Genomic DNA, 13,442 nt, shown 5'->3' on the forward strand with positions numbered 1-13,442 from the left:
CCCAGACACCCGCCCAGCCGTGCGCGGGCTGCGGCGCGAGCGTGGCCTTCGCGCCGGGGACCACCGCCCTGCGCTGCCCCTACTGCGGGCTCGAACAGCAGATCGCCCCGCCCGCCCGGCGCGTCCGCGAGCACTCCTTCGACGCGTTCCTCGCCAAGCCGCGCGTCCACACCCTGGCCAGGCACCAGTTCACCTGCCCCGGCTGCGGCGCCCGCACCGAGAGCGACGCCCTGTCCATGGCCTGCCAGTTCTGCGCCACCGCCCTGGTGGCCGACACGGCGAACGACTCGCAGATCACCCCGGAGGCCGTGCTCCCGTTCGCCCTCGACCGCGGCGGCGCCAGGACCGCGCTGCGCGGCTGGGTGCGGACCCGCTGGTTCGCCCCCGACCGCCTCAAGAAGGTCAGCGAGGCGGAGACCATGAAGAGCACGTACCTTCCGCACTGGACGTTCGACGCGGCCACGGTCTCCGACTACACCGGCCAGCGCGGCAAGCACTACTGGGTGACCCAGTCCTACACCTCCAACGGCAAGCGCAGGACCCGCCGGGTCCGCAAGACCCGCTGGTATCCCGCCGCCGGCCGGGTCGCGCGCGGTTTCGACGACGTCCTCGTCCCCGCCACGACGCGGCTCCCCCGCGAACGGCTCGACGCGCTGCAGCCCTGGCCGCTGGAGCGGGCGGTCGCGTTCCAGCCCGGCTACGTGACCGGGCACCACAGCCTCAGGTACGACACCGAGCCGCAGGCCGGCATGGAGCTGGCCAAGGGCGTCATGCACCAGGTCATCCTGGGTGACTGCCGCAGGGACATCGGCGGCGACGTGCAGCGCGTGCACGCGGTGAACACCTCCTACGCGGACGTCACGTTCAAGCTGATGCTGCTGCCGGTGTGGATCGGCAGCTACGTGCTGGGCGGCAAGACGTACCAGGTGATGATCAACGGGGTGAGCGGGGAGGTCCACGGCGACCGGCCGTACAGCGCGGTCAAGATCGCGCTCGCCGTGCTCGCCGCGCTGATCGTGCTCGTGCCGATGATCTGGCTGATCTGGGGCAGGAACGCGTAGCCTGGCCCAATGCTCCGCCGCCTGCTGCGCGTCGTCCTCGCCCTGCTCGCGCTCGGTTTCCTGAGCTACGGCCTGGCCTCCAACTGGGAGGAGACGACGGCCGCCGTGGCCGACATGTCGCCGTGGGCGGTGCTGGGGGCGTTCGCCGCGGTGCTGCTCGGCCAGTTCTTCATGCTGGTCGCCTGGCGCGCGATCCTGGCGGGGCTCGGCACGTGGGTGCCGCTGCGGGTCGCCGGGCGCATCATGTTCGTGGGCCAGCTCGGGAAATACATCCCGGGCGCGGTCTGGGCGTACGCCGCGATGATCGACCTCGGCCGTGACCACGGCAGCCCGCCGCGGCGCACGTTCGCGACGATCTCACTGAGCCTGGTGATCAGCCTCGGGGTCGCGATCTCGGTCGCCGCGGCCACGCTGGGCTCGCAGGAGGCGGTGCGGCAGGCCTGGTACCTCGTGCTGCTCGTACCGGTGATCATGGTCTGCCTGCACCCGAAGGTGCTCACCTGGGGTCTCAACCTCGCGCTGCGCGTCGCCCGCAAGGAACCGCTGGAGAGCGTGCTGCCCGGCCGCGCGGTCGTCGCCGCGGTGGCGTGGACGGCGCTCGGCTGGCTCGTGTACGGCCTGCACGTCTGGCTGCTGGCCGGCCGCGCCGACCTCTACGTCGTGGCCACCGGCGCCTACGCCTTCGCGTGGGCCACCGGCATCCTCACCGTCGTCGTGCCCGCCGGGGTCGGCGTCAGGGAGGGCGCGATGGTGCTGATGCTCGGGCCGATCGTCGGCACGCCCGCCGCGCTCGCGGTGGCGGTCGTGTCGCGGCTGGCCTTCACCCTGGCCGACGCGACGGCCGCGGGGGTGTCGTGGCTGCTGGGCCGTCAGGCGCCGAGCAGCGCCGCGGTGTACGCGGACCAGAACGGCTCCGGATCGACCGCCTTGACCCCCGACCGCAACCTCTCGGGCTCGCCGGAGGCGTAGAAGCGCTCGATCGCCTCGCGGAGCGCGCCGGCGTCCCCCGGCTCGACGAGGATCCCGTCGACGCCGTCGGTGACGTGGTCGGCCAGCGCGCCGACGCGGGTGGCGATCACGGGCACGCCGTGCTCGTGGCCGAGCCAGACGTTCTGGCTGGCGGTCGCGGTACGGTACGGCAGCACGAGCGCGTCGGCGGCGGCGAACAACGCCGGCACCTCCTCGGCCGCCACGTAGCCGGGCCGCAGCTCGACCCGGTCACCGAGGCCCAGCTCGGCGATCAGCGCCTTCGTCTCGTCGAGCCCGCCCCAGAACTCTCCCGCCACCGTCAGCGCGACCCCGTCGGGCAGCGCCCGCAGCAGCAGGTCGAGCCCTTTGTACGGCCGGACCATGCCGAAGAAGAGCAGCCGGCGGTGCACGGCGGTGGACCTCTCGGCGGTGGTCGAGGGCAGGTGCGGCGGCAGCCCCGCCACGCTCACCGGCGTGCCGGTGAGCCCTCTGGCCAGCGCGGCCTGCTGCTCGGAGTGGGTCAGCACGCCGTCGGCCCGGCCGAGCAGCGCCCGCATCAGCGGCCGGTCGTAGGGCTTGCGCTCGTGCGGCAGCACGTTGTGGCACAGGGCGACGGCCCTGGCCCCGCGCCCCAGGCCGAGCAGGATGCCCAGGTAGGCGGGAACCTGCACGGGGCTGAGCACCGCGAGCACGACCAGGTCGGCCGAGCGCAACCGCCGGCCCGCGCCGACCCACCCGTCAGGCCGCCGCCAGTCGAGCCTGCGCGCGGTCCGCGGGTAGGGGCTGCCCTCGGGTGCGGAGATCGTCTGCTCGCCGGGGTAGAGGAACGACGGGTACTGGGCCCGCCACGACTCGATCACCACGTCGTGCCCCAGGGCCGCGAGCCGGTGCGCCAGCTCGGTGGTGTGCTGTGCCCCGCCCCCTTTGTACGGGTAGGTCGGGCCGACGATCGCGATGCGCACCGGTCAGTCCCCGCGCGAGCGCACGATCAGGTCCGCCAGCAGCGCCACGGACCCGATCAGCAACCCGGACAGGAAGATCATGACGGTGTTGGCGGGGAAGTAGAACGGGTGCTGGATCATGTCCCAGACGCCCTTCAGCAGCCCGATGCCCACCAGCCACAACGCGGGCGGCATCAGCACCTTGAGCGGGTTGAAGTACATGATCATCCGCAGCACCTGCAGGATGTAGCGGTAGGCGTCGGAGACGAAGCTGAACTTGGACTTGCCGGCCCGCTTGGCGTAGCCGATCGGCAGGTAGTAGACGTCGTGCTGGTTGGACAGGAACGACAGCGTGATCGTCGTGACGCAGGAGAACCCGGGGGGCAGCAGCCGCAGGTAGGGCTTGGCCACCGGCCTGCGGAAGGCCCGCAGCCCGGAGTTGAGGTCGGGGATCTTCTGCCCGGCCAGCATCTCCGCCACCTTGCGGATCACCCACTTGGCGGGCACGCGCAGCAGTTTGTGCGAGCCCTCCTCGCTGGTGCGCGCGCCGACCACCATGTCGATCGTCCGGTCCTTGTCCAACAGCTGCACCAGCTCGGGGATGCGCTCGTTGGGGTAGGTCATGTCGGCGTCGGTCCACACGACGATCTCGCCCTTGGCCTCCTGCGTGCCGATGCGGCGCACGGTGCCGGCGCCGCCGTTGCGGTGGAAGGCGCGGATGCGCAGGTGGGGGTAGGTGGGCGCGGCCTCTTTCAGCCTGGCCAGCGTCTCGTCGCTGGAGCAGTCGTCCACGGCCACGAGCTCGTAGGTGTAGCCGCTCGAGTCCATCGCCTTGGTGATGCGCTCGACCTCGTCGATGACGTGGTCCTGCTCGTTGTAGCAGGGAAGGACGATCGTGACGTATGGCGCTTCTTCCACGGCAGGTCCACTCTTGGAGGCGTCAAGCGTGCTCACGGGGATCGAGGTTACTCTGCCCAGAAGAGCACCGAGTCTAGCCTACAAGATCGTTTCACTCGGACACGGCCATCCAGACGTTCATCCGCAGGGTCCAGGTGCCGTTGGGCGCCTCGATCAGCGAACGCTCGTCCTGCCGTGCCACCAGCCTCAGGACCTGCCTCGCCCGCCCGTACGGCGCGACCTGCTCCTCGTCGGCGGCCAGCACGACCGGCACGCGCCCGGTGCCCCGCACCCGCTCGATCAGGCGGCGCACCTGGTCCTCGGGCGCCACGTCGGTCAGCACCCGCTTGACCGCCGCCGCAGGGAGCCCGCACGTGCCCCGCACCGCCTGCATGAACCGGTCGCCGGTGACCCGCTCGACGAACAACACCGAAGCGTCGCGCGGGATCTTGCCGCACATCGCCTCGACCGCCGCCGCCTCGCCCCGCTCGATCGGCGTGAACGCCGTGCCGATCGAGGTCACGGCCGGGGGCACCAGCACGAGCGCGACCGCCAGCACCGTGCCCCAGCGCCGGATGCGCGTGCCGCGCCGGCTCGCCTGGTCACGCAGCCGGGCCAGCGCGTACGTGGCGAGCAGGATGAGCCCGGGGATGACGACGGGGACCAGGCGGCGGGCCGCCCACGGGTGGTCGGGCGTGATCTCGGGCCGCAGCAGCGTGGTGACGGTCGTCCAGCCGATCACCGCCAGTGGCAGCAGCCACTCGAACGGCGTGCCGTCGCGCAGCAGCCGGCGGACGAGCAGCGCCGCGGCGATTGTGGCCAGCACGACCACGGGCAGGCCGACGTACCAGACCGCCCAGTGCAGCGAATATTCGAAGTAGAGCCGGGTGCCGTCGGGCTCCATGCCGTTGGCCTTCTGGATCGCCTCGATCATCGAGAACGTGCGCCGGTCGCCCTCGTGCACCGGCACCCGGGTGACCGCCTGCACCCATGGCCGCGCGTAGAGGCCGGCCATGAGCAGCACGGTCAGCCCGGCTCCCGCCATCGGCAGCCACCTCGGCGGGCGCCACCGGGCCAGGAGCGGCGCGGCGGCCGTGCCGGCCACGGTGAGCACGAGCACACCCACGCAGATGAGCAGCAGCGGCCGGATCGAGCCCCCCAGATAACCGAGGTAGGGCCGGGCGAGCACGTATCCCCCGAGCATCCCGACGCCGCCGCCCACAACCAGACCGGCCAGCAGCCCCGGGCCGAGCGCTCCCTTGTTCCTCGCCGAGCGCCGCATCGCGATCAGCAGCCCCGCGTACGCCAGGACCGGCAGCACGTCACGCAGCCCGTCGATCCTGACCAGCACGGCCAGCCCGAACGCCAGCCCCGCGAGCAGCCCCCGCCACCACCCCGGCCTGGCGAGCGCGTCGCAGGCCAGCGACAGGCCGCCGAAGAGCAGGACCAGCGACGGGATCTCGCTGAACGTGGTGCGCGAGGTGTAGAGGATCGGCAGGCACACCGCGAGCGCCACCGCCGCGACCAGTGCCCACCGCGTGCCGGCCAGCCGCGCCACCACCCCGGCCAGCGTGAGCACGGCCAGCGCGCCCAGCACGGCCGGCATCACGAACGGCGCCCCGAACCAGTTGCCCACCGCGAACAACAGCGGCGCACCCGGCATGAACTGCGGCACCACCCCGCCGGGCACGTCGAAGAACCCGACGCCGGCGAAGATCAGCCAGGGGTCGAACCCGCCGAACGCCTCGGCGTGTCTCGGGATGGGCAATGAGCCGTGCTGCGCGATCCAGGCCGCGTAGTGGGCGTAGGTCGCCGGATCACGCCTGACGGCGACCTGCTCGCTGTGCAGCACCGTGTTGAACACGCCCGACGCCACGGCCACCGCCACGACCGCCGCGACCTGCCAGGACGTGGCCTCGACCAGCTTGCCGAGCCGCCGCGTGCCCGCCCAGCACAGCAGCGCGGCGGCGGGCAGCCCGAGCAGCGCGGCCGGCAGCGGCGCGAAGCGGCCGAGCAGCAGCAGCGGCAGCCCGGCCAGCAGCCATCCCGCCACGGCGAGCGCGGGCAGCACCGAGAGCGCGGCGAGCAACCGGCCTGGTCGATCGTGTCCCATCGGTCAGCGAGCGTATCCAACCGCGCACACCGGGCACGCCCATGGCGGGCGCGTGGCGTGCCGCCGGTGGCACGGGTTCCGCGCGATCGCCGGTACCGTACGGTGGCAGACCGCCCGGGGGTGGCGGAGCGCGCACCTCTGCGGCGTGCCGGAGATTCGGGAGGACGTACGGCTGATGTCGGAGGCTCGTACGGAGGAGCCCGCGCCCGCCCGCCGGGGCAGGCGGCGTCTCCCGGACGACGTCCGGCGCCGCGTCCGGCGGCACGGGTGGTTCCTGGCCGTGTTCGTGCTCGGCGCGGCGCTGCGCGTCCTGGCCATGGCGGGTTACCGGCCCGCCCTGTGGTTCCCCGACACCTACACCTACGTCGTCACCGTCTTCCACCCGCGTCCCGACCTGGTGCGGCCGGCGGGCTACTCGATGTTCCTCAAGCTGCTCGAACCGCTGCACTCCTTCGCCGCGGTCACGGCCGTGCAGCACCTGCTCGGGCTGGCCGCGGGCGTGATGGTCTACCTGGCGGCGCGGCGGGCGCCCCGATGGGCGGCGACACTGGCCGCCGTTCCCGTGTTGCTGGACGCGTACCAGGTCGAGCTGGAGCACCTGCTGGTCGCCGACACGCTCTTCATGTTCCTGGTCGTGGCCGCCGTCGCGCTCAGCACGACGCGGCGGCCCGCAACCGTGGCGGCGATCGGCCTGCTGCTGGCCGCGGCCGTGCTCACCAGGACGGTCGGCCAGCCGCTGGTCGTGGTGCTGGCCGGCTGGTTCGTGCTGCGCCGGCGCATCCGGCCCGCCGGGGTGCTGCTGGCCGCGGCCCTGGTGCCGCTCGTCGCGTACGGCGCCTGGTTCTACGCCACCTACCACCGGATCGGCCTGGTGGGCGCGAACGGCGCCTTCCTCTACGCCCGCGCGATGTCGTTCGCCGACTGCGACAGGATGGACCCGCCGCCCGATCTGAAGGTTTTGTGCGACCCCCGCCCGCCGACGGAGCGGCCGCCCTCCCAGGAGTACATCTGGGCCAAGGACGCCCCCCTCGTCCGGCTGCCGGGGATCACGTTCACCAAGGAGAACGACGAGCTCGCGGCCAGGTTCGCGGCATTGGCGATCACCACCCAGCCGCTCGACTACGCCGCCTCGGTGCTGGGCGAGCTGGGCCGGACGTTCACCTGGGGCCGCCCGGTCTATCCTGACGCCGAGATTTACGGCTACTACGAGTTCCCTGTCACCGAACCGGGTGCACCTGGCCGTTATCCCGCACAGGTCGGCGCCGAATATGCCAAGCTCTACGAGCAGGGTGCGATCGGCACGAAGATCGTCGAGCCTTACGCCGGATGGCTGCGGGCCTACCAGAGCGCGGCGCGGCTGCCCGGCCCGGTGCTCCTGGGGGTGCTGCTGGTGCCGCCGGTGATGGCCGTCGCCGAGCTCCGGCGCAGGCGGCAGGGCCGGCCTCGCGCGGGAGCTCCGGCCTGGCTGGTGCCCTGGTCGGCGGCCGTCGTGCTGCTGGTCGCACCGGCCGCGGCCGCGGAGTTCGACTACCGTTACGTGCTGCCGGCCGTACCTCTGGCCTGTCTGGCGGCGGCCCTCAGTCTCAGGCCTGATGTGCTGCGACGAGTACCTGGAGGGTGAAAAGAGTTTGGCGATGATATTCCACTCAATGTCCAGCTCTGAGTATGCTTTGCCGCGAAAACGTCACACCGGGGTCACGACCGTTCCCCACGATCTTGACCACGGGCACGCCGCACGTGTCCTACTCTCGTTGCCCGGAGCGACCAAGCCGGCGCGTCAGGCGCAAGAAGTGAGGCTGGGGGGCGAATGAGCGACTACAGGGGCGCGCCAGTAGCCGATTTCCCGCACGACCATCGAGGTGCTCACTCCCAGCCCGGCAGCAGGATGGCCCGCAGGGCGGCCGCCGCCGCGCCGCCTCCCGAGCCCCCGGACGACGGGCCGCCCCGCGGCCACCGCGGTGGTGGCGGCGGCCAGGGCGGCAAGATGCGGGTGCTGGCCTGGGTCAGCATCGGCGTCACCTCGCTCATGGTCGCGGGCGCGCTGACCGGCTACGTGGTCTACCGCGACGCCTTCGGCAACATCAAGCAGAAGAGCATCAACGACGACATCATCAACCCGCGGCCCGTCGACACCGGCGCGCTCAACGTGCTGCTCGTGGGCTCCGACACCCGCGCGGGCGAGGGCAACGCGAAATACGGCCAGGAGGACGCCAGGAAGGCCGACGGTGGCGGCAAGCGCACCGACACGATCATCCTGCTGCACATCTCCCCCGACCGCGACCAGGCCCGGCTGATCAGCTTCCCGCGCGACTCGATGGTGCAGATCCCGAAGTGCAAGAACGAGACCACCAAGCAGGAGATGCCCCCGCGCCGTGACATGATCAACTCGGCGTACAACTCGGGCGGCGTCGCGTGCACGATCTCCACGCTGGAGACCCTCACCGGCATCCGCGTCAACCACTTCGTCGAGGTCGACTTCAGCGGCTTCAAGAACATCGTCGACGCCCTGGGCGGCATCGAGATCTGCCTGCAGAACGGCGTCAACGACAAGGCCTCCAAGCTCGTGCTGCCGCCCGGCAAGAGCCTGCTCAACGGCGAGAAGGCCCTGGGCTACGTACGCCTGCGCAAATACGGCGACGGCAGCGACCTCCAGCGCATCAAGCGGCAGCAGATCTTCCTCAGCAAGGTCATCGCCAAGGCCACCAGCAGCGAGCTCATGACCGACGTCGGCAAGCTGCGGGACTTCATCGCGGCCGCCGCCGGCTCGGTCACCATGGACCCCGCGCTCGCCAACGACACCCAGAAGCTCATCGACATCGCCATGAGCACGAAGCAGCTGACGGCGAAGGGGGTCGAGCTCACCACGGTTCCGGTGCTGCCCGACCCGGAGAACCCCGAGGCCCGGGTGATCTGGAGGGAGCCCGACGCCCAGAAGCTGTTCACCGCGGTCAAGACGGACACCGAGCCCACCGAGCCGTCGCCGTCCGCCAGCGCCAGCTCCAAGCCCAAGGTCACGCCCAAGCCGGAGCAGGTGCGGGTCCAGGTGCTCAACGGCACCAAGACCCAGGGCAAGGCCGGTGAGGTCGCCGAGCAGCTGGCCGAGCAGGGCTTCAAGGTGATCGGGGTGGGCAACTACGAGGCCCCGGGCGGCGCCACCCTGCCCAAGAGCGAGATCCACTACGCCAAGTCGATCGACACGGCGCCCGACTACGCCGGCGTGCTGGCCAAGTCCGTCGTGCCCAAGCCCTCACCGGCGTCGGGCAAGGTCAAGGCGACCAACGCGCAGCCGTACACGTCGCCGACGGCCGGCGCCGACGGGGCCAAGCTCAAGGGCACCCCGGTGATCCAGTTCGTCATCGGCGAGGACTTCGACTCGGTCAAGGTCACCAAGCTGCCCGACAGCGTCGAGGAGAGCTCGATCAACGCCTCCGAGCAGAAGAACGTGTGCACCTGACGCTCCAAATTGCCTGTGTAATCGCGTCATATCCGCCGCGTGAGGGACAGCACCCTTGAGCGCGAGATAGTGTGTTGCGGGTCGGCGACGCAGCGCGACACGGGGCCGTAAGGTCATCCGGGTCGTGCTGCCGTCGTGTTCCCCGGCCCCGAGCGAAGCTGAGCGACTCCCCCAGTGTCTGACACCAGATGGTCCCCACAGGTCACGACCCCGCGGAGCCCTGACGGCGAGAGCGGGCCCGCCGACACGGGGGCCCGATGGCCGCTACCGGAGGAGACCTTCTGGAGCGAGGCCACCGACCCGCACGGCGTGCCCCCGGGCGAGCGCACGGAACCGCAGCCCGCGGTGCGGGCCGAGCGTCCCGTGATCACGGCGCCCGCCGCGCAGCCGGAGGCGCAGCCGCAGCCCCGGCCCCAGCAGCAGGCCGAGCAGCCGCCCAAGCGCAAGCGTGATCCGTTCCTCGACAACGTCAAGTTCATCCTGATCGCGCTCGTGCCGCTGGGCCACTCGCTGGTGCCGACCCTGTCGGCCGACTCCTCCAGGTCGCTGTACATCTTCATCTACACGTTCCACATGCCGCTGTTCGTGCTGATCAGCGGCTACCTGTCCAGGAATTTCTGGAACTCCAACGCGAAGACCAACAAGCTGGTCGACACGTTCCTCGTCCCCTACGTGATCGTCGAGGTCGGCTACGCCGCGCTCCGCTTCGCGCTGGGCCAGAAGTGGAGCCTGACGATCATCGACCCGGCGTGGCTCAACTGGTATCTCCTGGCGCTGCTGTTCTGGCGGCTGTCCACGCCGGTGTGGAAGCGCATGAAATACCCCGTCCCCGTCTCGATCGCGATCTACCTGTTCGCCGGGTTCTCGCAGATCTCGGGCGACTTCAGCATGGACCGCTTCTTCGGCCTCCTGCCGTTCTTCGTCATCGGTCTCGTGATGCAGCCCGAGCACTTCGAGCTGCTCAACCGGCGCTGGATCAAGATCGTCTCGGTCTTCACGGTCCTGGGCGCGGCCGCGGTGGCCATCTACATCGCGCCCAGGTCCCCGCTCGGCCCCTTCTACTACAAGAACAGCTACCAGGACCTCGACCTGTCCTGGTACATGGGGCTCGGGCTGCGCGTCGGCCTGCTGGTGTGCGCGCTCGCCATGTGCTTCGCCGTGCTGGCGCTGGTGCCCAGGAAGGAGACCTGGTACACCGACCTCGGCACCCGCACGCTCTACTGCTACCTCCTGCACGGCATCCCCGTCCTGATCGCCAAGGACCAGGGCTGGCTGGACTTCCCGTGGCTGTACGGGCCGCTCGGCGTGCTGGCGATCACCTTCAGCTCCTTCGCGCTGGCGATCGTGTTGTGCCTGCCGGAGACCCGTACGGTCTTCAAGTGGGTGCTGGAGCCGCGGCTGACCTGGCTCTATCGGCGGCCGTCCCGACGTTAAGCGGCTGTTCGGCCGCCATTAACGCCTTTGACCTGGTCGGCGCCGAACATCGACACATGCGCGCATGTGTCGCCACCACCGTCCACCATCCCGAGGACGCCCGGATCATGCACCGGCAGATCCGGGCGCTGCTCGACGCGGGCCACGAGGTGACCTACGTCGCGCCGTTCACCTACTTCAACGTGACGCCGGCCATGGGGCTCGGGGCCGTCGACGTGGCGTACCACGCGTCGTACGGGCGGGCCCGCGCGGCGCTCAAACGCGGCGTGCAGGACGCGGACCTGCTGATCGTGCACGACCACCGGCTGCTGCGCGCGCTGCCTCACCGGCGGCCCCCTGTCGTCTGGGACGTACGCGAGCAGGTGAGCCCGGCGCGGCTCGCCCGTGCGGGACGCCGGCACCGGGTGGTCACAACCGCGGTGCTCCCCGAGGCGACCCTGGTGTCGCCCGCCCCTCCTCCGCCCGGCGACACCAGGGTCGTGCACATCGGCCGCCTGTCGGCCGAGCGTGGCGTGACGGAGCTGATCGGGCTGGCCGAACGCCTCGTCCCGCACGGGATCAGGCTCGACCTGATCGGCGCGGCGGCCCGCGACGTGCGTCCGCTGCTGCGCGACGCCCAGCGGATCGGCCTGCTCGACTGGTACGGGTACGTGCCCAACCGGCACGCCCTGCGCATGGCCGAGGGCGCGCTGGCGGGCCTGTCGCTGGCGACCGGCACGGTGCCCACGCCGCCCACCAAGATCATGGACTACATGGGCCGCGGGCTGCCCGTGATCACCACCTCGCAGGGCGCCGCGCTGGTCGAGCCGGCCGGCTGCGGTCTCGTGGTGCCCCTCGACGTGGACGCCGTGCTGAACGCCGTCCTGGACCTCAAGGAGGACCCGGCACGCCGGCTCGAACTGGGCGCGCTGGGCCACGCCGAGGCACGCCTGCGCCACCACTGGCCCGACCACGCGCAGCAGTTCGTACGCCGCGCCGAGTCGTGGGCCGGCCTGACCGCGCACGCGCTCGCGGTCTAGGGGCTGTCCAGGTCGAAGGCGACGTCGGCCAGGCGGACCGTGCGGACACGCGGATCCTTGATCACCTCGCGCAGCTTCCCGACCCTGCTGGACTGGTCGACGTAGGCGTAGGCGAGGCCGCCGTCCGCCGCCCTGCGCAGCCGGTCCAGGGACAGGTCGAAGGCACGCAGGTTGGCGTCGTCGTGCTCGCGGAGCAGGCCGACCCAGGCGCGGAAGTCCCGCAGCCCGCCGCCGCACGATTCCTCGGTCATGTCGCGGACCTTGCCGAGGTTCCGCGCGGCGGCCCAGTAGTCGAAGCCCCAGGTGATGGACAGGGCGCCCGGCCTGCGCTCGTAGGCGACCCGCTCGGCACAACCGCCGTGCGTCTTCATGAAGGCCTGCATGTCGTCTTCGGACAGCGGCGTGGCGAACTCCACCACCGCCAGCGCCCTCAGGCCCCCGGGCAGCCGGTCGAGCACCTTGCGCATCTCCTCCTTGGGGGCGAGGGAGGTGCCGACGTCGTACAGGGCCGTGGAGAGCCTGGTGTTGGCGGTGCTGCCCAGCGGCAGGCGCCCCACCCGGCCGAAGAGGTCCTGACTGATCGTGTACGCGGCGCCGCCCGAGGGCCAGAAGTCGCCGACAGGACGCAGCGGAGCCGCCTGCACCTCCAGCGACATCGACACCGGAGTGGTCTCGCAGCAGGCGCCCACGTTCACGGTGTAGGCCGGGCTGTACATCTTGAACGCGGTGCCGAGCACCGCCGCCATGCGCTGCTCCCGGTCGCCGCGGGTCTGCACCGCGGCCGACCCCCACGTGAGCGCCGCGGCGAGGAGGACGAGCACGGTCAGGACGATCGCGGCGGTCCTGAGGACACCCCGCCGCACGGCGTTCCGGGTGGCCTTGGGGTCGAAGTCCGGCAGTTCCGGGAAGTCGTCGGTCATTCAGGGGCTCCGTAGATGTCGGCGAAGGCGTTTCTGGCCCGCCACACGGCGGTCTTGATCGAGGCGTGCTTCCTGCCGGTCATCGCGGCCACCTCCACGAGCGAGAACCCTTCGAGGTAGACCAGCGTGAGCAGCCTGCGGTGCTGTTCGGGGAGCCGGTCCAGGGCATCGCGTACGTCGAGCGAGGCCACGTGGAGCGGGGGAACGCCCAGCTCGTCGGGGTCCGGCAGGGCCACCTCGATCCGGCGGCGGCGTACGTGGTCGATGAGGACGTTGCGGGCGATGGTGAGGAGCCAGGCGGCCGGGTTCTCGCCGCGCCAGCCCAGCAGGGCCCTGGTCGCCTTGACGAACGTCTCCTGTGCCAGGTCCTCCGCGAGATGGGGGTCACGCGTCCTGCGCAGGAGGAACCCGCACACGAGCGGCCAGTGCTCGCGATACAGCTCCTCGATGATGACGCCCCCCGTGTCGGTTGGAAACTCACATCACACCCAGACGGCACCCGGGCGCGAATGGTCACACGGCTTTCCGGTTGATGTACTGGAAAGCATGGCAACGCATCTGATCCAGGGCCGGGCGGTCGGCATGCCGGTGCGGGTGCGGGACGCGGAGATCTGCGGCGCCTTCTACCCGGTGC

General features: G+C 71.2%; 11 protein-coding genes and 1 pseudogene. 7 read left to right on the forward strand and 5 right to left on the reverse strand.

Translation table 11 applies throughout. From position 1 onward, the window contains the following. Together E1295_RS43445 and E1295_RS43450 are read left to right on the forward strand one after the other, a co-directional pair. On the forward strand, positions 1 to 1,061 hold a 1,061-nt coding region (locus tag E1295_RS43445), incomplete at its 5' end, for a TFIIB-type zinc ribbon-containing protein (protein WP_246081098.1). 9 nt (positions 1,062 to 1,070) lie between these two features. Then, positions 1,071 to 2,030 carry a lysylphosphatidylglycerol synthase transmembrane domain-containing protein gene (locus E1295_RS43450; RefSeq protein ID WP_132640457.1) on the forward strand — a complete coding sequence of 320 codons (960 nt, stop codon included), beginning with the start codon at positions 1,071 to 1,073 and terminating at the stop codon, positions 2,028 to 2,030. Here E1295_RS43450 and E1295_RS43455 read toward each other — a convergent pair. The 3 genes from E1295_RS43455 to E1295_RS43465 form a co-directional block, all read right to left on the reverse strand. Next, positions 1,931 to 2,992, reverse strand: coding sequence for a glycosyltransferase family 4 protein (locus E1295_RS43455; RefSeq protein WP_132640459.1), 1,062 nt, complete (start codon positions 2,990 to 2,992; stop codon positions 1,931 to 1,933). The two genes, E1295_RS43450 and E1295_RS43455, sit on opposite strands and share 100 nt — an antisense overlap. Positions 2,993 to 2,995: 3 nt before the next feature. After that, the gene (locus E1295_RS43460; protein ID WP_132640461.1) at positions 2,996 to 3,889 is read right to left on the reverse strand and encodes a glycosyltransferase family 2 protein; all 894 of its coding nucleotides are present in this window, start codon (positions 3,887 to 3,889) and stop codon (positions 2,996 to 2,998) included. A 91-nt stretch (positions 3,890 to 3,980) separates the two neighbouring features. Further along, on the reverse strand, positions 3,981 to 5,981 hold the full coding sequence (locus E1295_RS43465) for a glycosyltransferase family 39 protein (protein ID WP_132640463.1): 2,001 nt from the start codon (positions 5,979 to 5,981) through the stop codon (positions 3,981 to 3,983). A gap of 145 nt (positions 5,982 to 6,126) precedes the next feature. Here E1295_RS43465 and E1295_RS43470 point away from each other — a divergent pair, with 145 nt between their 5' ends. From E1295_RS43470 to E1295_RS43485, 4 genes are all read left to right on the forward strand, one after another. Further along, entirely contained in the window at positions 6,127 to 7,602 is a 1,476-nt protein-coding gene (locus tag E1295_RS43470) for a hypothetical protein (RefSeq protein ID WP_246081099.1), read from the forward strand. A 186-nt stretch (positions 7,603 to 7,788) separates the two neighbouring features. Continuing rightward, on the forward strand, positions 7,789 to 9,435 hold the full coding sequence (locus E1295_RS43475; protein ID WP_246081101.1) for an LCP family protein: 1,647 nt from the start codon (positions 7,789 to 7,791) through the stop codon (positions 9,433 to 9,435). 174 nt (positions 9,436 to 9,609) lie between these two features. Continuing rightward, entirely contained in the window at positions 9,610 to 10,869 is a 1,260-nt protein-coding gene (locus E1295_RS43480; RefSeq protein ID WP_132640465.1) for an acyltransferase family protein, read from the forward strand. Positions 10,870 to 10,925: 56 nt separating this feature from the next. Further along, the gene (locus E1295_RS43485; protein ID WP_132640467.1) at positions 10,926 to 11,888 is read left to right on the forward strand and encodes a glycosyltransferase; all 963 of its coding nucleotides are present in this window, start codon (positions 10,926 to 10,928) and stop codon (positions 11,886 to 11,888) included. Here the strand turns inward: E1295_RS43485 and E1295_RS43490 are convergent. Next, a complete protein-coding gene (locus E1295_RS43490; protein WP_132640469.1) occupies positions 11,885 to 12,808 on the reverse strand; it encodes a hypothetical protein in 924 nt (307 codons plus the stop codon). The genes E1295_RS43485 and E1295_RS43490 overlap by 4 nt on opposite strands. Beyond that, positions 12,805 to 13,260, reverse strand: coding sequence for an RNA polymerase sigma factor (locus E1295_RS43495; RefSeq protein ID WP_132640471.1), 456 nt, complete (start codon positions 13,258 to 13,260; stop codon positions 12,805 to 12,807). Before E1295_RS43495 ends, E1295_RS43490 begins: the two co-directional genes overlap by 4 nt. On the opposite strand from E1295_RS43495, the pseudogene E1295_RS50505 reads away from it, so the two are divergent. Further along, positions 13,256 to 13,442 (forward strand): annotated as a pseudogene (locus E1295_RS50505) (hypothetical protein); the annotation flags it as partial. The gene E1295_RS43495 and the pseudogene E1295_RS50505 sit on opposite strands and share 5 nt — an antisense overlap.

The organism is Nonomuraea mesophila (assembly GCF_004352805.1).
Lineage (GTDB): Bacteria > Actinomycetota > Actinomycetes > Streptosporangiales > Streptosporangiaceae > Nonomuraea > Nonomuraea longispora.